This is a genomic window from Neobacillus endophyticus, from assembly GCF_013248975.1.
Taxonomy (GTDB): domain Bacteria; phylum Bacillota; class Bacilli; order Bacillales; family Cytobacillaceae; genus Neobacillus; species Neobacillus endophyticus.
Window position 1 is genome coordinate 4,419,949 of the sequence record NZ_JABRWH010000001.1, and the last position, 19,432, is coordinate 4,439,380.

Sequence of the window (19,432 nt, forward strand, 5' to 3'; positions counted from 1 at the left end):
CTTTTATATTTTGAGACGATAATAACTATTAATTCTAAATAAGGTTAATAACACTAAAGATAAATTTAACAAATTTTTAATAGGTTAAAAATAAATAATTAAGAACATAACTTTAAAATCGATTAAGTATAAAAACAACTTTTTATAATCGGAGGTGCTTTTTTTGGCGAAAAATACTGCCAAAATTGAAACAACTAATATTGATATGTCTGCGAATCAAAATAATTTGAAAATTTTACTTAGTAAGGTACCAGAGGTTACTATTTTCTTCTGGATCATCAAAGTTTTATGTACAACTGTTGGTGAAACATTTGCCGATTTCCTTAATTTTAACCTCGGATTTGGTTTGACGAACACTACCATCATGATGGGTGTAGCGTTTGTAATCGTTTTGTTTTTTCAATTCAAAGTATCTAAATATGTTCCAGGTATTTATTGGGTAACGGTTGTTCTTATAAGCGTATTTGGTACATTGGTAACCGATAACTTAACAGATGGCATGGGAGTTCCTTTGGAGCTTAGCACAGCAGTTTTTTCGGTGCTGTTAGGATTGACTTTTCTTTTTTGGTATCTTAGTGAAAAAACACTCTCGATCCACTCGATTTTTACAGTAAAAAGAGAAGTTTTCTATTGGCTTACCATTCTTTTCACCTTTGCACTTGGTACGGCCATCGGTGATTTATATTCTGAACAACTCGGGTTTGGCTATCTTAAAACAGGAATAACAGTGATTATTATCATCGCTTGTATATTCTTGGCATGGAAAATGAAATTGGATGGAGTATTAGCGTTTTGGATTGCGTATATTTTGACACGTCCACTCGGAGCATCATTAGGGGATTATTTATCTCAACCAAAAGTAAATGGCGGTCTAGGTTTGGGGACAACACTCACTAGTGTTATTTTCCTTGTAGCTATTCTAGCGATTATCGTTTTCCTTGCTGTTTCAAAAATTGATATAAATGCCAAAAGCAAAACAACAGAGAAATACCAAGCAAATGGAAACAAGAAATATGTTTTGGCGCAAACTATTGTGGTACTTTGTATTTTCTTAGTAGCAGGTGTTGGCGGCTATATTTGGCGCAGTGAAACAATCGCATCGGAAACCAATTCTTCACAAGCTACATTAGGCGGACAATTAACAGATTTTATTAAACTTGAGAATAATATGCTAAAAGATGTAAATTCCCATAACTTCACTACAGCGAAAAAAAGCGCGGATGATTTGGAACATCAATGGGATGCATCTGAAGCTAAACTCAGGAAAATCGATGGCACAACTTGGACAAAAATTGATGGAACAATTGACATTGTATTATCAGCCGTTCGTTCATCAAACCCTGATGCAAACAAAGCTAAATCTGCACTTAACAATTCGCTCAGTATCCTAAACGAAGCGAATAAATCATCATCAAATACTGCTTCACAAAATACATTATCGGGACAATTGACAGATTTTATTAAAATAGAAAAAGACATGCAAACCAATGTTAATTCAAACAACTTTGCTTCGGCGAAAAACGGTGCGGACAATTTGGAACATCAATGGGACACATCGGAAGCTAAACTCAGGAAAATTGATGGCACCACATGGACGAAAATTGATGGAACGATCGACGTTGTATTAGCAGCTGTTCGTTCATCAACCCCAGATGCCAGCAAGTGCGAAAACGCACTTAACCATTCACTCAGTGTCCTAAACGAGGCAAATAAATAATACCATCGGAATCGCAAATCGCGGTTCCTTATTGGTTTATATACTTTATTATTTTATCGATCAGTGTTACCTTTCTAAACACGGTCAATCTTCTTGAACCATAGTTCAATACATAAAGAAAACTGAACACATACTAACAAAGAACGCCTTTTCTGTTTTTTTAATTGGATTGTTAAAATCACCCAATCCACACTAAGAATTTATACAGCCAAAATGGCTAAATTATTTTTAATGATTATTAACTTCAAATCATCGATTGTGGAGGAAAGTTTGATACTGTGAATAAAAAAATCCTACTAATTTCTTCAGAACACACTGGACATGGGCATAAAAGCATTGCTGAATCATTGCAAGAAAAAGTTGATATAAACAAGCAAGTGGAAATACATGTTGTTGATGGCTTCGCATTGGGAGGATCAGCATTATTAAATATTGGTAAATCCTATGGCCCAATTACAAGATATTCAGCCCAACTATGGAATGCAATATGGCATGTTTCTGCAATGAATTCTTATGTAATAGACAAAGGTGTAGAATACCTAATCAAAGACGATTTTCTGGAATTGTTGGATGAAGTAAAACCAGATGTCATCTTATCGATTCATCCTAACTTTAACGGTTCGATCATTAACATTTTAAGAAAAGAAAGAATTCAAATTCCTTTTGGCACTCTTATTGCGGATTTGGTTAATATTTATCCATTATGGTGCGATCCTAGAGCTGACTTTATTTTAAGTCCGACAAAGGAAGCGAAGGGAAAATGCTTAGAATATGGCGTTCCTAAAGAAAGAATTCATGTCGTGGGATTCCCTGTTAGAGAGCGATTCCTAAGGAATCAAAGAAAACCATTTGAAATAAAGTCTGAACTTACCTTTTTAATGATGAGTGGCGGCGAAGGTGTTGGGGATATGAATGCAATTGCGGAAAACCTGCTCAATCACTTTGATTGCAAAGTCACTATCATTGCGGGAAGAAATGAAACATTAAAAGCAGAGTTAGAAAGCTCCCTGAAACCTCGTTTTGATAAACGTGTGGACATATTGGGGTTTACCAAAAACATTCAGGATCTTATGCTTGCTGCCGATATTGGCATCATGAGAGGAAGCCCTAATACCATGTTCGAAGCAGTGGCAACAAATTTACCAATCATTATTACAGGAGCACTGCCAGGACAAGAAAAAGACAATCCATTATTTGCAGAAAAACATCTTTTAGGTGTTTATTGTCAGGATAATGAAAATCTTAAATCGATTATTGATCAGTTATTGGAAAATGATGGAGCAAAATTGAAAGAGATTATGGAATCCCAAAGAAAGTTTATCAATCCCCATGCTTCACAAGATATTTTGGATTACGTAACTTCGGCGGAAAAAGCAAAGTTTAAATCAAGGAAGAGAAGAAGAACTCCTCTTGTTCTTGCTACAAGAAAATCTTTTAAAAAGTTTATCCGGAGAAAGCCTTTAAAAAAATTAATACGTAAAGTCGGATAATTGAAGAGCCCAATTTCTCTGTATTAAAAATGGAGAAATTGGGTTGATTTAAAGCGACCTATCTTAGAATAAGCATGTACTCACTATTACCTTGTTTTATGGATGTATTTCTTTGTCGTAATTTAAGGTATAAGAATTTTGCAGGACAATTCTCCACCCATCTGGATCCTCGATGGTTACACCAGCATTTTTCCAATATGGATTATCTGGTTCAACTTCTTTATATCCCATTTGATTCAATCTTTGTACAATTTTATCCCTAGCATCTTTATCAGGAAAATAAAACACTAACAAATTATCTTTTGTAGGTGCCGGGCATGGACTGCCCTCCACATGCTGGGTAAACTCCAAATGGTAACTCGCATCAGGTAAACCTAGCATGACACCGTCATACCCATTGTGTCCTTCAAATGATCCAATTACCTTTAAGCCTACACCATCACGATAAAACTCTACTACTTTTTGTAATTGATTGGTAGGTCTTGCAACTCGAAATTGAGTAATAGGCAAGTTTTCTGACCAAACTCTCCTCATAATTGCACCTCTTTTTTCTTTATTTTTTCCATTATTTATTTCAATTTCACTTTTTTTACTTCCTGCCAGTTTGCTTAATTTTTCATAATTTTAAAATTACCAATGAACTTCTATGTTATGAAAAAGCGCCGTTTGTTGAATTAATTAATGACTCAAAAATTTCCCTTATCCAGAAAACCTTTTTCTGTTTTCTATATTTAATCCATAAAAATAATAGCCTTCCCAAATAACCTAACAATCCTAGAACAAACATTAAACTTCCAGTGTGCAAAAACATTTATGTTCAATCCTATCCATTTAATATATCCTTATTTTTCCATTTAATTCTCCTTTACTCTAATAGTGTTTAACTATAAGCCTCAGTTTGTTTTAGTACAAAGTTTCACAAACTTTAATTATGAGCCTTAGAAGGCTTCTTTTTTTATACTAAAATGTTAAAGCTATCATGAAAAAAATATGATTCAAACATTATTCACAAAGGTTTGAACTATATGTGAATTGTTAATCGAACTCATTTCAAATTTAGATTATCGAATTATAATTACACTGTAATCAAGTTATTCATATTATTTTTCAAAAAGGGGTGCCTTTATATGTTTAATAAATTTTTAAGAGAAAATAAATTCGCTGCTTACATCCTTACGGTCATTCGTCTTTATGTTGGCTATGAATTTTTGATGGCGGGCTTCGAAAAAATTTCTGGCGGTAAATTTACTGTCGCTGGCTTCTTAGCTGGTGCGGTTGCCAAACCTGTTGTCGGACCGACCGGAAGTGTCGTTTATCCAACTTACGTCGCTTTCTTGAAACACTTTGCCTTGCCAAACGCTCCACTATTCAACGTATTGGTTCCATATGGTGAATTCTTGGTCGGCCTGGGCTTGATCCTTGGATGCCTAACAACAGCAGCTGCATTCTTCGGGCTTGTCATGAACTTCTCTTACGTGTTTGCTGGAACAGTATCTACTAACCCATTCGACATTCTTTTAGGTGTCATTGTTCTTACTGCCGGATTGAATGCCGGACGTATTGGCTTGGATTATTGGGTAATCCCATTCATCCGAAAATTTGCAGCCAAAGAAAATCATAGAGCACATGCTGTTAAACACAGCGCTTAAAAACAAAACTGAAACTGGTTAAACAAACCAACAGGCTAAACAAAATACTCTACCTGTGGTTTGCGAAATCATATAAATACATCATGAGGTGAAAATATAATGAAAACAATCATAGGAATTTCTGTTTACAGCTTAGCATGGTTCGGATTACTTGTCGGGATGTTAGTTTTAGGTTTACAATCTCAATCACTTGTTGATGTGTTCACGCTAGGCGGCACATTCGGTCAATTTGAGTCAGTACACGATACCATCTTCACGTTTGTAGTTCCGTTAATATTCGTATTAACATTAGGCGGAACAGCAATCGGAATCATCGCAACATTTAAAGAGGATGAATAATATTGATTGAGGGTTTGCCTTTAAAACAGCATTCAATAAAAGAATAGAAAAATAGATTACTATTATGTCAAACAAAAGCCCTTCTCATCTTGAGAAGGGCTTTGAATGATTTAATCCAAACTCCAATTATATTAAAATAACATCTGACCCCAATTATGGTTTGTCAGTCTATTAGTCACTATTCTTGTTTAGCTGAAGCAAGAGTTATTTGACTCACAATCGATTGATTCCTCACCAACTTTGGTAAAATGAGTAAATAATAGGTGCCTACAAGAATCAATAAGCCTCCAACGGCATAATACAATGAATCTACGGTTACAAAAGCAGGAAATATGACGGCTATGATGCCAAGTGAGACAGAGTGAGCCAACATCATAAGTGGGTCCCCCCAGCCTGAAACCCTTCCCATGTATTTTGGATCCACTAATTTCGCCATCCAACTGTTTATGGCGATGTTAACGGGAGAAATAATGATTCCCATTATTAGTACAAGGATCAAATACATCCATATTTGATTTAACATACCTAAAACAAATGTTCCCGCCCCACTGAGAATCACTCCTATTATGATCAATCCATGAAGGGAAAATCGTTTGATTAATGCACTTCCAACAACACTTCCAATTATAAATCCTACCCCCAAAAATATGGAAAACAGAGATGTAAACTGAGCATAATCGTTTGGAGCCAGTTTATACTTCATCGTAAAAAGAGGCAGGACCGTAAATGCTCCATTAATAAGCCCAAACACTAAAAATCCTGAAATAATAGAGGTTAACAGTTTATTGTTTAGAATATATACTAATCCTTGTTTAAAATCAGTCAACACTGTTGCCAGTCGCATTTCTCTCCAGTTTGATTTGCCATTTGGTAGACGTACCTCTAGAGGAATATCGCAGCTTTGAATAAAAAGTGCAGAGACAATAAAGCTTATTCCATCTATGATAACGGTACCTTTAAAACCAATAAAATGATAAGAGAGAGCACCAAGACCCATCCCGAATAACATGAATAAGCCCATAACTGTTTGATTAAAACCTGATGCTTGTGCGTACTGCTCCTGATCTAATATCCCCTGTAAAATACTCGTTTCAGCAGGAGCAAAGAATTTTGAGAGAGCACTGCGAACAAACAAGATGACAAATATCAACCAAAGTTGATTAATAGTTAGTGACATAAATAATAAAAGGGTTAAACCAGCCCGAATCCAATCTAAGTTAACTGCAATTTTCTTCCTGTCCATTCGGTCCGCGAACACACCAATAAGAAAGAATACAAATAGAGTGGGCAATGAATACATCAATTCCGCTAAACTGGCCAAATATGGTTGTTTACTGAAGCGGTCTAACAAATAAAAGGCAAAAGCAACATTGCCTAATGTAGTCCCTAATTGAGATGCAAATGAAGCAAGAAATAGTTTTCTAAAAGATTTATTCTTAAATATCCCCACCTTTACCTTCCTCCTTCGATTGAATTTGCAATACTGTTTCTAGAACCTTTTGAAACAGTGCTATTTGTTCATGTATAGCCGCAAATTTCCTGGCTTTTGATTGTAATACTAATCCTTCAAAGAAAGAAATAATTGTGCCTCCAATCACCTCTAACTTCTCAGTTGGATTAAATTCCATTCTGTCTACACCTTTTTGCAGAAACTGAACGATTCGATTATGTTGCTTGATATAATGCTGCTCTAGATACTGTCTTCGTTCTTGTTGGTTCCATCCACTTATAAAATACTCATAGACAGCAAGAGTTAACTTGTTAGAATCGTTCTCAAGTTGATCTCCCATTCCTTTCATCATTTGGCAAAGTCCTTTCCAGATGGATGGATTTTCAATTAATAACGTTTGATAATAGACCTCCGTTTCCTCATCATTTTTTGTCAGAATAGCCTGCATCATTTCTTCTTTACTGGAGAAATAATTGTAAACCCAACCACGGCTCATACCTGTTTCATCAACAATATCCTGCATCGTTGAAGCCTCATATCCTTTCCGAATAAAAACTTGTTGTGCGGCCTGAATAATTTTTTGACGTCTTTTTTCTTTTTCTTGATTAGATATTTTTGGTGTCATACAATCCCACCTTCAAAAAATGACACTACTGTCATTTTTATTATAAGTGACACTACTGTCATTTTTCAAGTGAGGCTTTGTTATTTTTTTACATACATTTTTGCTTTCTTTATAAAATTGCGAAACATTATATGATTAAATCAGAAGCACTGTTTACAACACAGTTTTTTGTTTAAGCCCTTAACATAAATAAAGAGCACAATTCTTTCAAAAGAATTGCGCCCGTAAGATCAAGTATATGTTTAAAAGTTTTATAGCTGAATTACTTCTCATCTTGCACTCCCACTAAAAATGTTCCAATTGAACTTCATTCCAGGTTATTTGGATGTGGAAGCAACCATTTTTCTATTTCCCTGTTCTCCTTCATCTGGCTTTCCAGCTGCTGCTTTTTTGTTGGATAATTTGATTTGCGTTATGAACAACGTACAAACTGCCCCAATCACTGCAAATACTAATCCAACGAAGAATACATTGTGTAAAGAATCCATTAAAGACGTTTTTAAAATAGGTACCATTTTATCTGTTAGAAAAGATGGCATTTTTTTCATGGTTTCTTTGCTAAACAACATTTGGTACAAACCTTGTGGATTTGTTGCAATCATATCTTTCAGTTTTGAGACCATAGGTCCAGCTTGTGCCGGCAATGTATTCAAGAATGGTACAAGTTTGTCCGTTAAAAGCGTACCTGATTTGCTATTCATGACAGCACCTAAAATCGTAATACCGAATGTTCCCCCGATGGAGCGGAAGAATTGGTTTGAAGAGGTTACTACACTTAGTTCTTGTTTTGAAAAACTTTCTTGTAGAGCTAAGGTAATCGTTGGCATAACCAACCCTAATCCTAAACCAATCACTGCCATATAAGATGTGGCGAGTAATTTACTTGTTCCCATATCTACTGTTGTTAATAAAAAGAGACCACCCGCCATGATTAACATGCCTGTCATAATTTGCGGTTTGATTCCAATTTTGTAGACTACCTGACCTCCAATAATGCTAGTAATGATCATTGAAATCATCATTGGTGTCATAATGGTTCCTGACTGGGTCGCACTAACGCCTAAAATTCCTTGCATAAAGAATGGAACAAATGTAATGGCACCAAACATTCCAATTGTCATGAAGAATCCAACTAAATTCAAGAACAAGAAGGTTCTATTTTTAAATAAGTGCATTGGCAAAATCGGCTCTTTTGCTTTGTTTTCAGCAATAATGAAACTTACAATACCAATTACAGCAAGCGCAAATAATCCAAGAATTTGCCATGAATCCCATGCATAGTCTTTACCGCCAAAGCTAAGAGCAAGAAGTAAGCTTACTACTCCAACGATCATCGTAAACATGCCTGCAATATCAAAATAAATAGGTCCTGAATTCTTACGTCCTTGTAAACCAATTGCAATGAAGATCGTAGCCAAAATACCAACAGGAAGGTTAATGTAAAATACCCATTTCCAGTTTAATGAGTCTACAATCCATCCGCCAATTTGCGGACCAATAACTGAAGCAAGCCCGTAAATGGCTCCGAAAACACCTTGAAATTTGGCGCGCTCCTTACCAGTAAATAAATCCCCGATGACAATCATCGCCATCGGCATCATGATACCTCCGCCGATTCCTTGTATACCACGATAAATAATTAACTCTGTCATATTATTTGCCATACCGCAAAGTGCAGAGGCACCCATAAAAATAATAAGTCCCGCAACATATACAGATTTACGCCCTAATAAGTCTGCCAACTTTCCAGCAATCGGAACAACTGCAGTCGATGTGAGTAAATACGCTGTAGTCAGCCATGTCATCATACTTAATCCGCCAAGATCTCCTACAATTTTCGGCATCGCCGTTCCTACAATCGTACCGTCAAGTGCCGAAAAGAACATAGCAATGATAAGCCCAATCAATACGATCGTGCGATTATTTTTTGTGTCTGTTTTAATATTCATTACGTAATCTCCTTATTCAATATTGGTTCACAAGAGTATTTTTCATCCAAACGTTTTTTAATTCTCCACATTAACAGCAAGTGCAAGTTTTTCAAAGATGGTTGCCATAGCCATAAGTTCTTCTTCAGTAAGATGAGAGAGATTTCGTTCAGTAATAGCTTTTCTTTCTTCCATAACTTTCTTCCATTTTTCTTCACCCTGTTCGGTGATCCTGATATTGACGACCCTTCGATCTTTTTTATCATGTTCTCGAAGAACATATCCATGATCCTCAAGCCTATCTACCAAAAGTGTAACAGCACTGGGCTTCACATCCATCATGTCCGCAATTTGAGTGACCTTGCAACTTCCTTGTTTTTTTAAAAAATCAAGAACAAAAAATTGGGTAGGTGTCACTCCAAGAGCATTCAAGCTTTCCAAAAATATTGGCTGCATTTTGTGGAACACTGTTTGAAGTGATGCTTGTATCCGCTCAAAATATGAATTTAGCTCAGTCATTATTTATTCCTCCTTAATATTTAAAATAAATTAATTTATAATATATTATAATATTTAATATCACTTAAATATATCGCGTGATTAAATATAAAACATACTTAAATAAAAGTCAACCCTTATGTTTGAGCCACACCCTATTCCCCCGGATTTTGAACAACCCGAATGTTTTCTAAATTGTTTTTGCCCTTTTGCAAATTAAAAACCCAAATTTCTCCGTATTTTTGAGAAATTTGGGTTTTCCTAAATATAATATAAGCGCCCTTTAACAAAAATATGGGATCACTTATTTCTTATTGAACTAACGCCTCTTTAGTACAATGTTTTTTCATTCATATTCATTTTTCTATAGACTTTCATATAAACCCAAACAGCATTTATTAGTAATACCGCACTCGTAATATAAAAGACAGATCTGATCCCATAGTGCGCTGCCATCTGCCCACCTAGAGTTGTGCCACAAAAGACCCCTAAATACCCTGACGACATGGTAAGTCCAAAGATTCTGCCCGTAATAAAATCCGGTGTAATTTTCTTAAGCAACGTATTTACAGAAGGGATTAGTCCTGCTGATGCCAATCCTAAAATAAATCTTAGCCCCATTAATTGCCAGGGATTTTTTACAAAGGCTTGCAGTATAAACATAAGTCCAGCCACTATAAGTGCAGCAAGGATCACTCTTTGAGTCCCAAGCTGATCAGATAGTTTGCCTAGTCTTGGGGCTGAAATTATACTTGCCAGTCCCGAAGCTGAGAATGTCATTCCAGCTATCAAAGCTATATGACTAGAGTTCTTGGTTAATTGTGAAATATAGAGTGTAATGATTGGCTCAATGGAATACAGAGCTAGAGTTAGTGCAAAAAAGGTCACAAACAAAGTTAGTGTTAAACTTTTTTCGGGAATCTGACTCCATATCTCCTTCATGGGAAGAACTTGTTTATTTTGGCTAATAAAAGATTCCTTAACAAATAAAGCAGTGGCAATAAAGGAAAGAAACAACAAGGCACCTGTTATGAAGAAGACATTTTGCAAACCCGTGCTCTCTACCAAATAGCCGCCAATGATTGGCCCAAACAAAGACCCTGCCGTACTAGCAGTTGAAAGTGTACCGAGCGCAAATCCTGCATGTTCTTTATCTGTTTGGGTAGCGATTAAAGCTGTACATGCTGAACCATAGCCAGAAATCACACCAAGCAATAATCTTAATCCAATCAGTTCATTGACATTTTGTGCAAACCCCATACATCCTATAACAAAACCCATACCGAGGCTTGCCCGTATCAGCATGGGTTTTCTGCCATATTTATCAGCCGCACTTCCCCAAATAGGTGAGAAAACAGCTGAAATGATAAACGTTGCCCCAAAAGCAAATCCCGAATATTGAGCAATTAAATCTGTATTATGAACTCCGAGATGGTCGATATAAAGTGGTAATATAGGAGCAATTTGGCTCATCCCTATACTGGACATAAACATCCCAAACCAACATACTATTAAGTTCCTCTTCCAGATGGGCATGATGTCCACTCTCCTTTTAACCTATTGTTATTAGAACTGACTACGTAATAAAACCAACAAGCACCTCTTTTAGGACCAGGCTTTAAGAGATGCTTGTTGGTTCAACACGAAAATTTCTAAGGTTATATTTAAAATTCGAGATTAATTTAAAGTACCAATCCAAGTGTCAACAGTTTGAACTTCTGCTTGGCGTGGAAATACTTTTTCGATGAGAACACTGTGAACCTCAGGATCAGCATCGAGACATGCATCCGAAAGAACAGTAAGGGAGAAGTCCTTATCTGCGGCTTCCCTTAAAGTTGACAGTATAACCCCACTTGTTGAAATACCACTGAGAACAAGTGAATCGATTTGTTGTGAGCGAAGGATGATTTCAAGATTACTTCCAGCAAACGCGCTAACGCGATACTTTGTTATAACAGGTTCATTTGGTTTTGGCTCAACTGAATCGTGAATTTGTGTGGCTGAATCAGAAACGGTCATTCCACCATATTTAGTAATTGCTGAGAAAGCCTTATTTTGTTGACTTACCTCAGGATACCCCTCGCTAAAGCCTACCCGAACAAAAATAACGGGAATATGGTTTTCACGAGCAGCTTCAATAGCTTTTTGAAATGGTTTAAGCATTTCAGTATTTTCTGCGAAACGTGATACAATACCATTTTGTAGATCCATAACTAACAATGCCGTTTTTTTATTTTGCTTTTGCATACCTTGTATGTTCCTCCTATTTGGATTAAAATAAAACGGATACCTCTCCACTTAATAATAAGTGGAGACATCTCCGTTTGTCAAGTTGAGTATTGATACTTAGGATGTGATTGGATGGTTAATGACGAGAATACACCACCTACTCGAGCTGAGCGACGTGATGCAGCAAAAAATCGTCAGCTTATATTGCATACAGCTCACAAACTATTTGAGCAGTACGGTGTTGAACAGGTAAGTATGAATCAAATTGCCACTGAAGCACAAATTGGCCCAGGAACACTTTATCGCCGCTATCGAAATAAAAGTGAGTTATGTCTAGATTTAATAAAAGACAGCGTTGATCTATTTTTTGAGGATATTGAAGTCTACTTGGAAGAAAACAAAACAGTTCCGCCTAATCAAAAGTTAAAAGAAATAATAAGCCTTTTTATAGGATTTAGAGAAAAAAAAGCACAACTGCTTACTGGAGTAGAAGAAACGATGTCATCGAACCCCCTTAAGTCTCGAATACAAAGCCCAATATATGTTGAATTACATCAAATATTGGTCGGGTTATTTGACGAAATGACAGTAAAAGTACAAACCACTCATTCACTCAATGTCTTTAAAGCGGATATGGTGCTAATGGCATTAAGTAGGGATTTCTATTCCTTTCAGAAGGATGTTCGTAATTATTCACCTGAAGAAATTTTGGAACTTGTTTATTCAACTTTTATTTTCAATTAGCAACCATTTCACAAAAAAAGGTTCCTATTTCAGGAACCTTTTGTATTTTTAACACTTCAGTTTTTAAAAATTTTCTCCACAATCATCAAGTATTTAAGTGCCTTTTAATCATTTAATCCCTTTCCATCGAGGATTTTCTGAATATATTTTTCAACTCTTGACACTCGAGTTTTGGATTGTTTAGGCCCCGCAAAATAAAGAAGGTATGCTCTTTGTCGTCCCGGAGTCAATGCTTCAAACGCCGTTTTTAAGGCAGGGATTTCGTCTAATTTATTTTGAAATTCTTCAGGAATTATGTATTCAGTATGCTTTTTAAACTCCACTTCCAAACCTGCTTTTTCCACTTCAATGGCCTCATTAATATAAGCTTTTAGAATGGTTTCCATTTCAAGTATTTCTTGAACATTGGTAAAGCGAATCTGGCGTGCAGCTTGTACATTCTCCGTTTGTTGAATAAGAATCCTATGGGTATCCTTTAACAAGGAACCTTTGTGGAACAGAAGTGCACAATATTCTTTAAATCCATGTATTAAAACAATGTTTTTATTCTCAAACGTGTAACATGGATGCATCCACTTAAATTCTTCAGTCAACTCACAGTCAAGAATGATATTTCTCAACTTCTCATATTCTACCTTCCACTTTTTCGCTTTACTTAAAAATTCATCAACCTTCGGATTTATTTTACTGCTCGTCATCAGGAACACCCCACATTAATTTTTCAACAGCTGCAAGTCAAGAATGATCATTCTCTATTTCACCACATTTGGCATGTTGTCTTAGTAACATTCTTTAAACTTTGGAAATCAACTTCTAATCATAATATTCTAATTGATATCAACTTTACTGGCTTTCTCATTTTAGGGTATATATAACTTAAAAAAGAGCACAATCCTGCTTCAGAATTGCGCCCTTCCATGGATAAGGTTTTTAACAACCGTATTCATAATCATTAGAGTAAATCATTTATTTATAGTCTTCTCCAGTTTCCATGCCTGTTTGAATCCAACTATTTGGATAAGACATCCTTATATAATTTCACATCTTAACATAAAAGAATCCTGATAAACTTTGGATGTTAAAATTCCTCTGAAATTGTTTTAACAGAATACAAAGGCACTAATAAATCTGTTCTGTTAAAATTAACGTGAATATGGACAACATTCGTTTCTGTATCAATATCACTAAGCGTTCCTACCACATCATTTGTTTCCGCATAAAACTTTATACGAACTTCCTTACCAATCAATTCATTTAACTTCATAACTAGCACTCCGTTTCTTATTAGGGTTCAGCCGAATACAGGATGAATAAAGCTAAATATATTTCAAATCTTCTGTAAATATATGAACTTCCTATTTTTCAGCATCATGAAGTGTAATATTTCTCGTTTATTCTAAAAGGAGCATTCACTGTTTGTCAAATTGGCAGGAGGTACATCACCGGGTTTTGCTTAGGATACAATTTCTCAAAAACATTAACGATCGCTTCCCAGCCTTGTGCCCAATCCTCTTGTTCGGATGCATATTTTTTATATTCATTTAAATTCATTTTGTAATTACCTCCTTTAATCTAAACTTATATAGTTATCCCCTATTTAACTAATTGAACTTTTCCTTTGTACAAAAAAGAGCACTTCTCCTTTTTATAGAAATGCTCCGAATTTTGAAAGATCTTATTGAAGATTGTTTAAGTGATTTCCTTACAATTTTGTTCTTGTTAAAAGAAAAAGCATGTCTTTCTTCATAAAGATTCATATATTTTAATAATATTTTGCTGTTATTGTTTAGTTGTCGGGAATTTTAAGTAGTATAAATTCTTCTTTTTTTGTTTCCTTATTAAATAAACTGAGCTTACAACGATAGAAGAAAAAGAGGCTATTTGGATGAATGTCGCACCGTAAATTATAAAATCAGCAATCCCCAAAGCACATAGAAATACTGCAATTTTCGGATTAAACACTTTCTTTAACCTTAATTAGTCAAATATGTTCCATATTGATTACTGCCACTGAAATGTACCACTATTGCCATTGTTTGTACCAAGGAATGCCAAAGAATTTACCACTAATCGGCAAGTTATTTACCAGTAACTACTTTCTGTATAATTAGTGAGCATATCTTGCGATATGACACTTTATATGGGAGGTTTTTTTATGATCCAATATCGTAAGATACTGGAATTACATGATGAGGGAATCAGTCTTAGAGGGATTTCTTCTAGTACTGGCAACTCTCGGCAGAAAGTAACAGAGGTCATTGAATTGGCTAAGAAGAAGGGATTGACTTGTCCGTTTGACGAGGAAATGAATGATAAATGGATTGAGGAATTTCTTTTTCCTGAGAAGTCATTTGAGGCTTCTGGAAGGCAACCTATCGACTTTGAATATATTCATAGAGAGTTGGCCAAACCAAACGTTACCCTTTCCCTATTGCACTATGAATACGAAGTGGCAAGCCGGGCGAATAACAAAATTCCTTATTCATATCGAAGTTTCAGTCGCTATTATAGCAATTATGCGCAAAAATACAAAGCTACCATGCGTATCTGGAGAAAACCGGGGGAAATTTTAGAGGTGGATTGGGCAGGATCCACAGCCTTTATCATTGATAGGGATACGGGGGAAAAGGTGAAAGCATATGTGTTTGTGGCGACATTGCCGTGCAGCCAACTTTCCTATGCGGAAGCAACCCTTTCAATGGATTTACATGCCTGGATTGGAGCACATATTCGAGCGTATGAATACTTCGGTGGTTCTACCCAAATAGTTGTATCGGATAATCTGAAGACGGGCGTGACAAAACATACTTCAAGGGAACTTGTATTGAATCCAACCTACAAGGAAATGGCCAATCATTACAATACAATCGTCATGCCAGCACGTGTACGCAGCCCTAAAGATAAACCAAGTGTCGAGGGCTCTGTCGGGAATATTTCGACATGGATCATAGCTGCATTAAGGAATACCCACTGTTTTAGTATTGAAGAGTTGAATGAAGAAGTAAGAAAGAAATTAGATGAATTCAATCATCGTCCTTTTACCCGAAAGAAAGGAAACCGTTATTCCGCATTTGAAGAAGAGGAGAAATATGCGCTTTCCCCTCTTCCGGACATGCCCTATAAGATATCAGAGTGGAGGACGGCAAAAGTGCGACCGGATTACCACATATCCGTTGAAAGCATGTTTTATTCAGTTCCATACGAATACATCAATCGGCAAGTGGATGTGAAGCTTTCAAGTGATATGGTAGTCGTCTACTTCAATCATATGTGGTTGACTTCACATAAAAGATTATATGGGAGATTCGGGCAGATATCAACTGTCCGGGAACATATGCCAGACAATCATAAATTATTCTTGGACCAAACCCCTGAAGTGGCGATTGAATGGGCAGAAAGCATTGGTTCTTCAACATTGTGCGTTGTGCAATCTCTTTTAGATACCTATCAATCTGAAAAACAAGCATTACAATCAATCTTTTCTTTAAAGAAAATGGAGCATCGTTATACCAAATATGAAATAGAACTTGCATGTAAAATGGTGCTCTCCATGACAAGAAGACCGACGGTCAAAAGCATTCAGACGATATTGAAAAACAACAAGAAAAAGGATGCAGAACAAGAATTGAAGCAAAACACAGAAATAACCGACACCAACTATGGCTTCACCCGTGGGGCTTCTTATTATGGAGGAAAAGATAAATGTTAAATGATCAAATGTTATCCAAACTACAAGAAATGAAATTAATCGGGATGGCTGAAGCTTACAAGGAGCAGTCTCTAAATAAAGAATACAAGTCCATGAGTTTCGAAGATCGTTTCTCTCTGCTAATTGATTTAGAGTATTCTCGTCGCAAAAGCAATAATTTGAATCGATTAATTAAAAATGCCACATTTTCGGACTCAAAAGCATGTATTGAAGATATTGAGTATTTTGAGGACCGCAAATTGAAAAAGGAACTCATTTTGAAGTTAGCCAGTGGCCTTTATATCCAAGACCATCATAATATCATATTGAAAGGACCTACTGGATCAGGGAAAACCTTTATGGCTTGTGCTTTTGGTGTATCGGCATGTCGTCAATTTTATAATGTAAAGTATATTCGATTACCTGAATTACTGGATGAATTGTCTCTGGCAAAATTGGCTGCCGATGGCAGCTATCGTAAGTTGATCAAGAAATATACAAAAACAGATGTGCTCATTCTTGATGAATGGTTGCTTACGGAACTATCAAAGGATGAAGCAAATATCCTGTTGGAGATCACCGAAACCCGGCACAAATCCTCCTCCACCATTTACTGTTCACAAATTGATCCTAGTGGATGGCACATGAAATTAGGAAATGGCACCATTGCGGAAGCCATTCTAGACCGTATTATCCATGATTCTTATCAATTCTTATTAGACGGTGAAATCTCCATGCGAGAACGTCATGGATTAGGAAGAAATGTCTAAGAAATGGCTATTTTAACACAAAAAGATTTAAACAAAATGGAAGAATACTATTATTTGGTCGGCCATAAAGAGTGGAACCCTTTCCCAAGCAAATTGGTGGAAAAGCTTCTGAAAGTTTATGGAGAAGAGCCATTTCCATATGAATGGACTGAGCAAGATATCCATGAAGGAGCAAGGAAAATCATAATGGAGTTCTTCAAGGGTTAACATTGTGAACTAAAACCATAAAAAAGCTTCTCTAGATACACAATGTAATAAGAGAAGCTTTTTATTGGTAAAGGAAATGGCGAAGCCTGGTAAATTCTTTGTCAAAGAGTGGTACAAAAGATGGCAGAGGTGGTAAATTCCTATGGCCGTAATCACCATATCATTTACTCCTAAACTAGGGGTTTTAATTATCTATTTATTTTCAAAAATAATAGGTACGTAAGTATTAATGCTATTACAATATAATTGGTAACGACTTCAATCCTCTAAATATTTCAGAATGTCTCCATTCAATTTCAACATCTGAGCGAAGTGAAATGTTGGGGAAATTTTGAATTAGGTGTTGAAAAGCTATTTGTCCTTCTAAGCGTGCAAGAGGTGCCCCTAAACAAAAATGGATCCCATTTCCGAAGGCAAGGTGTTGATTTGGATGTCTTGTGATATCAAGCTCATTAGGATTTACAAATTGATCTGGATCACGGTTTGCAGCTGCTAAGCCTAGAAATAAAAAATCTCCTTTTTTTATTTCGTTATCTCTAAAAGTAAAATCTTTTACAGCGTAACGAGAAGTGGCAAATTCAACTGGATTGGTAAAGCGGAGAAACTCTTCTATAGCCGTTTTCATAAATTCTGGATGTTTTTTCAACTTTTCAAATTGATCACGATGTTGCAAAAGCGCCAGCATTCCATTCCCAATTAAGTTCACGGTTGTTTCATGCCCTGCGATAATTAATAAAAATAACGTAGATAACAGCTCTTTATGGGAAAGCATATCGCCATTCTCTTCGGCAATCACTAAACCGCTAATGATGTCATCACTTGGATTCTTTTTTCTTTTCTCAATGATTTTTTCTAGGTATTGAATAAATTCTTTAATCGTTTCCTGAAATTTAGAAGCATTGTCTCCATTCGATACGGTAGTAATTGCATTTGACCATACTCGGAATTGATGGCGATCCTCTTTCGCTATCCCCATCATTTCAGAAATAACAGTAACAGGAAGAGGTATAGCGTAATCCTCCATAAGTTCAACTTCTGTTTTGTTTTTCATTCCTTCAATGAGTTCGTTAGAGATTTGTTCAATTCTATTTTTGAGCCCACCGATCATTTTTGGAGTAAACACTTTATGAACTAAAGCCCGTAAACGAGTATGGTCAGGTGGATCGTTAAATAACATGTTATTTACAAGTAATTCTAATTCTTCCTTCTGCTCTTGAGTTTGTTTTCCCTCAGTATTTAATATGTTCATAACATCTTTTGTCACTTTTTCGTCTTTTAATAAAGTAATTACATCCTGATAACGAGTAATTAACCAGGCTTGTCTCTGATATTCACCCCTGGAGATTATAAATGGATGTACTGGATCATGGTCTCTGTAATACGCTAATGTCGGGTAAGGATTATTCTGATACTCTGATGAATACAAATCAAACGCCATTTTTTCCATGCTTCTCTCTCCTTTTTAATAATTCCAAAAAAGCACCTTACCTATAGACAAATACTTTTGGGATTCCCTAATAACTAGAAAAACAATTCATTGTATCTAATCACTTTTTATAACCAACCACATTTTACCAAATATTCAATGATTTTGATACGATAAACTCTACCTTATGATCAACTTCTTCAAACTTAGGATTTATTTCATGAAGAAAAAGCGCGATCAATTCTCCTGACAAGTGCATGGATGTTTTTTTCTTCCACTAATGCAAAGTAATACCACCTTCACGTTTTGTTTTAAATTTATTACGATTCAAAAGTTCCAGATTTCGTTCAATATTCGTTGATTCACTGTTACCATTCGGTACAAAGAAGCAAAATAGCCAATTTTACTTTTACTTTGTTTGCTCAATGAAATAATTTCGTCCAATTGCCAAATAACCTCATCTATCGTTTTCGCATTTCTTATCCTGTCGATCAGTCGATTCATTCCCATTCCCCTATCTTCGAAAAATATTTAGCAAACCGACTGCAACTTCCAAATTTCCCTCCTAATTGATATTCCTGCAACAACATGAAGCTTTATATCATTTATTAAAAAAGACGACTTAACATTCCTTTTATTGGAATATATAAGTCGTCTTAATTCTACAGCTAT

At 35.8% G+C, this 19,432-nt stretch carries 20 protein-coding genes; 8 read left to right on the top strand and 12 right to left on the bottom strand.

Annotated elements, in window-relative coordinates:
• Window positions 1–163 precede the first annotated feature (163 nt).
• Window positions 164–1,717 carry a COG4705 family protein gene (locus tag HPT25_RS21785; RefSeq protein WP_246277259.1) on the top strand — a complete coding sequence of 518 codons (1,554 nt, stop codon included), beginning with the start codon at window positions 164–166 and terminating at the stop codon, window positions 1,715–1,717.
• A 278-nt stretch (window positions 1,718–1,995) separates the two neighbouring features.
• Entirely contained in the window at window positions 1,996–3,207 is a 1,212-nt protein-coding gene (locus tag HPT25_RS29280) for an MGDG synthase family glycosyltransferase (RefSeq protein ID WP_173069191.1), read from the top strand.
• Window positions 3,208–3,303: 96 nt separating this feature from the next.
• Here the strand turns inward: HPT25_RS29280 and HPT25_RS21795 are convergent, their stop codons facing one another.
• Window positions 3,304–3,741 carry a VOC family protein gene (locus tag HPT25_RS21795; protein ID WP_173069194.1) on the bottom strand — a complete coding sequence of 146 codons (438 nt, stop codon included), beginning with the start codon at window positions 3,739–3,741 and terminating at the stop codon, window positions 3,304–3,306.
• 593 nt (window positions 3,742–4,334) lie between these two features.
• Here HPT25_RS21795 and HPT25_RS21800 point away from each other — a divergent pair.
• Together HPT25_RS21800 and HPT25_RS21805 are read left to right on the top strand one after the other, a co-directional pair.
• Window positions 4,335–4,856 (top strand): DoxX family protein, encoded by a 522-nt coding sequence (locus tag HPT25_RS21800; RefSeq protein WP_173069197.1) that lies wholly within the window; start codon window positions 4,335–4,337, stop codon window positions 4,854–4,856.
• A gap of 99 nt (window positions 4,857–4,955) precedes the next feature.
• Window positions 4,956–5,195, top strand: coding sequence for a hypothetical protein (locus HPT25_RS21805; RefSeq protein ID WP_173069200.1), 240 nt, complete (start codon window positions 4,956–4,958; stop codon window positions 5,193–5,195).
• Between the two features lie 178 nt (window positions 5,196–5,373).
• On the opposite strand, the gene HPT25_RS21810 is transcribed toward HPT25_RS21805, so the two are convergent.
• The 6 genes from HPT25_RS21810 to HPT25_RS21835 all read right to left on the bottom strand — a co-directional run bounded on the left by HPT25_RS21810 (window position 5,374) and on the right by HPT25_RS21835 (window position 11,943).
• Window positions 5,374–6,645 (bottom strand): MFS transporter, encoded by a 1,272-nt coding sequence (locus HPT25_RS21810; protein WP_173069203.1) that lies wholly within the window; start codon window positions 6,643–6,645, stop codon window positions 5,374–5,376.
• Complete coding sequence (locus tag HPT25_RS21815) at window positions 6,632–7,270, bottom strand: TetR/AcrR family transcriptional regulator (RefSeq protein WP_173069206.1); 639 nt, start codon at window positions 7,268–7,270, stop codon at window positions 6,632–6,634. The genes HPT25_RS21810 and HPT25_RS21815 overlap by 14 nt, the downstream gene beginning before the upstream one ends.
• A 317-nt stretch (window positions 7,271–7,587) precedes the next feature.
• Window positions 7,588–9,219: an MDR family MFS transporter gene (locus HPT25_RS21820; protein ID WP_173069209.1), complete on the bottom strand. Its 1,632-nt coding sequence runs from the start codon at window positions 9,217–9,219 to the stop codon at window positions 7,588–7,590.
• Between the two features lie 57 nt (window positions 9,220–9,276).
• Window positions 9,277–9,717: a MarR family winged helix-turn-helix transcriptional regulator gene (locus HPT25_RS21825; protein WP_173069212.1), complete on the bottom strand. Its 441-nt coding sequence runs from the start codon at window positions 9,715–9,717 to the stop codon at window positions 9,277–9,279.
• A gap of 309 nt (window positions 9,718–10,026) precedes the next feature.
• Entirely contained in the window at window positions 10,027–11,232 is a 1,206-nt protein-coding gene (locus HPT25_RS21830; protein WP_173069214.1) for a multidrug efflux MFS transporter, read from the bottom strand.
• 141 nt (window positions 11,233–11,373) lie between these two features.
• Complete coding sequence (locus tag HPT25_RS21835) at window positions 11,374–11,943, bottom strand: cysteine hydrolase family protein (RefSeq protein WP_173069217.1); 570 nt, start codon at window positions 11,941–11,943, stop codon at window positions 11,374–11,376.
• Window positions 11,944–12,057: 114 nt separating this feature from the next.
• Between HPT25_RS21835 and HPT25_RS21840 the strand changes: the two genes are divergently transcribed.
• Window positions 12,058–12,669, top strand: a complete 612-nt coding sequence (locus tag HPT25_RS21840; RefSeq protein ID WP_173069219.1) for a TetR/AcrR family transcriptional regulator — start codon at window positions 12,058–12,060, stop codon at window positions 12,667–12,669.
• 104 nt (window positions 12,670–12,773) lie between these two features.
• On the opposite strand, the gene HPT25_RS21845 is transcribed toward HPT25_RS21840, so the two are convergent.
• From HPT25_RS21845 to HPT25_RS29150, 3 genes are all read right to left on the bottom strand, one after another.
• Complete coding sequence (locus HPT25_RS21845; protein WP_173069221.1) at window positions 12,774–13,367, bottom strand: YdeI/OmpD-associated family protein; 594 nt, start codon at window positions 13,365–13,367, stop codon at window positions 12,774–12,776.
• Window positions 13,368–13,747: 380 nt separating this feature from the next.
• Window positions 13,748–13,933 carry a hypothetical protein gene (locus HPT25_RS21850; protein WP_173069223.1) on the bottom strand — a complete coding sequence of 62 codons (186 nt, stop codon included), beginning with the start codon at window positions 13,931–13,933 and terminating at the stop codon, window positions 13,748–13,750.
• A gap of 155 nt (window positions 13,934–14,088) precedes the next feature.
• Entirely contained in the window at window positions 14,089–14,220 is a 132-nt protein-coding gene (locus tag HPT25_RS29150) for a hypothetical protein (RefSeq protein ID WP_281368232.1), read from the bottom strand.
• A 604-nt stretch (window positions 14,221–14,824) separates the two neighbouring features.
• On the opposite strand from HPT25_RS29150, the gene istA reads away from it, so the two are divergent.
• The 3 genes from istA to HPT25_RS21870 are packed head-to-tail and all read left to right on the top strand — an operon-like array spanning window position 14,825 to window position 17,334.
• Complete coding sequence (istA, locus tag HPT25_RS21860) at window positions 14,825–16,378, top strand: IS21 family transposase (protein ID WP_173065353.1); 1,554 nt, start codon at window positions 14,825–14,827, stop codon at window positions 16,376–16,378.
• Window positions 16,372–17,127: an IS21-like element helper ATPase IstB gene (gene istB, locus HPT25_RS21865; protein WP_173065356.1), complete on the top strand. Its 756-nt coding sequence runs from the start codon at window positions 16,372–16,374 to the stop codon at window positions 17,125–17,127. Before istA ends, istB begins: the two co-directional genes overlap by 7 nt.
• A 3-nt stretch (window positions 17,128–17,130) precedes the next feature.
• Window positions 17,131–17,334, top strand: a complete 204-nt coding sequence (locus tag HPT25_RS21870) for a hypothetical protein (protein WP_173065358.1) — start codon at window positions 17,131–17,133, stop codon at window positions 17,332–17,334.
• Between the two features lie 235 nt (window positions 17,335–17,569).
• Here the strand turns inward: HPT25_RS21870 and HPT25_RS21875 are convergent, their stop codons facing one another.
• On the bottom strand, window positions 17,570–18,781 hold the full coding sequence (locus tag HPT25_RS21875) for a cytochrome P450 family protein (RefSeq protein ID WP_173069225.1): 1,212 nt from the start codon (window positions 18,779–18,781) through the stop codon (window positions 17,570–17,572).
• A 306-nt stretch (window positions 18,782–19,087) separates the two neighbouring features.
• Window positions 19,088–19,264, bottom strand: a complete 177-nt coding sequence (locus tag HPT25_RS21880) for a DUF5995 family protein (protein WP_173069228.1) — start codon at window positions 19,262–19,264, stop codon at window positions 19,088–19,090.
• Window positions 19,265–19,432 lie beyond the last annotated feature (168 nt).

Bases quoted from the DNA above. Each gene is read 5' to 3' on its own strand.
- HPT25_RS21845 (WP_173069221.1), bottom strand. From the start codon at position 13,367: ATGACGAGCAGTAAAATAAATCCGAAGGTTGATGAATTTTTAAGTAAA.
- HPT25_RS21835 (WP_173069217.1), bottom strand. From the start codon at position 11,943: ATGCAAAAGCAAAATAAAAAAACGGCATTGTTAGTTATGGATCTACAA.
- HPT25_RS21820 (WP_173069209.1), bottom strand. From the start codon at position 9,219: ATGAATATTAAAACAGACACAAAAAATAATCGCACGATCGTATTGATT.
- HPT25_RS21800 (WP_173069197.1), top strand. From the start codon at position 4,335: ATGTTTAATAAATTTTTAAGAGAAAATAAATTCGCTGCTTACATCCTT.
- HPT25_RS21830 (WP_173069214.1), bottom strand. From the start codon at position 11,232: ATGCCCATCTGGAAGAGGAACTTAATAGTATGTTGGTTTGGGATGTTT.
- HPT25_RS21815 (WP_173069206.1), bottom strand. From the start codon at position 7,270: ATGACACCAAAAATATCTAATCAAGAAAAAGAAAAAAGACGTCAAAAA.
- HPT25_RS21870 (WP_173065358.1), top strand. From the start codon at position 17,131: ATGGCTATTTTAACACAAAAAGATTTAAACAAAATGGAAGAATACTAT.
- HPT25_RS21795 (WP_173069194.1), bottom strand. From the start codon at position 3,741: ATGAGGAGAGTTTGGTCAGAAAACTTGCCTATTACTCAATTTCGAGTT.
- HPT25_RS21875 (WP_173069225.1), bottom strand. From the start codon at position 18,781: ATGGAAAAAATGGCGTTTGATTTGTATTCATCAGAGTATCAGAATAAT.
- HPT25_RS21850 (WP_173069223.1), bottom strand. From the start codon at position 13,933: ATGAAGTTAAATGAATTGATTGGTAAGGAAGTTCGTATAAAGTTTTAT.
- HPT25_RS21840 (WP_173069219.1), top strand. From the start codon at position 12,058: ATGGTTAATGACGAGAATACACCACCTACTCGAGCTGAGCGACGTGAT.
- HPT25_RS21825 (WP_173069212.1), bottom strand. From the start codon at position 9,717: ATGACTGAGCTAAATTCATATTTTGAGCGGATACAAGCATCACTTCAA.
- HPT25_RS29150 (WP_281368232.1), bottom strand. From the start codon at position 14,220: ATGAATTTAAATGAATATAAAAAATATGCATCCGAACAAGAGGATTGG.
- HPT25_RS21805 (WP_173069200.1), top strand. From the start codon at position 4,956: ATGAAAACAATCATAGGAATTTCTGTTTACAGCTTAGCATGGTTCGGA.
- HPT25_RS21880 (WP_173069228.1), bottom strand. From the start codon at position 19,264: ATGAATCGACTGATCGACAGGATAAGAAATGCGAAAACGATAGATGAG.
- istA (WP_173065353.1), top strand. From the start codon at position 14,825: ATGATCCAATATCGTAAGATACTGGAATTACATGATGAGGGAATCAGT.
- istB (WP_173065356.1), top strand. From the start codon at position 16,372: ATGTTAAATGATCAAATGTTATCCAAACTACAAGAAATGAAATTAATC.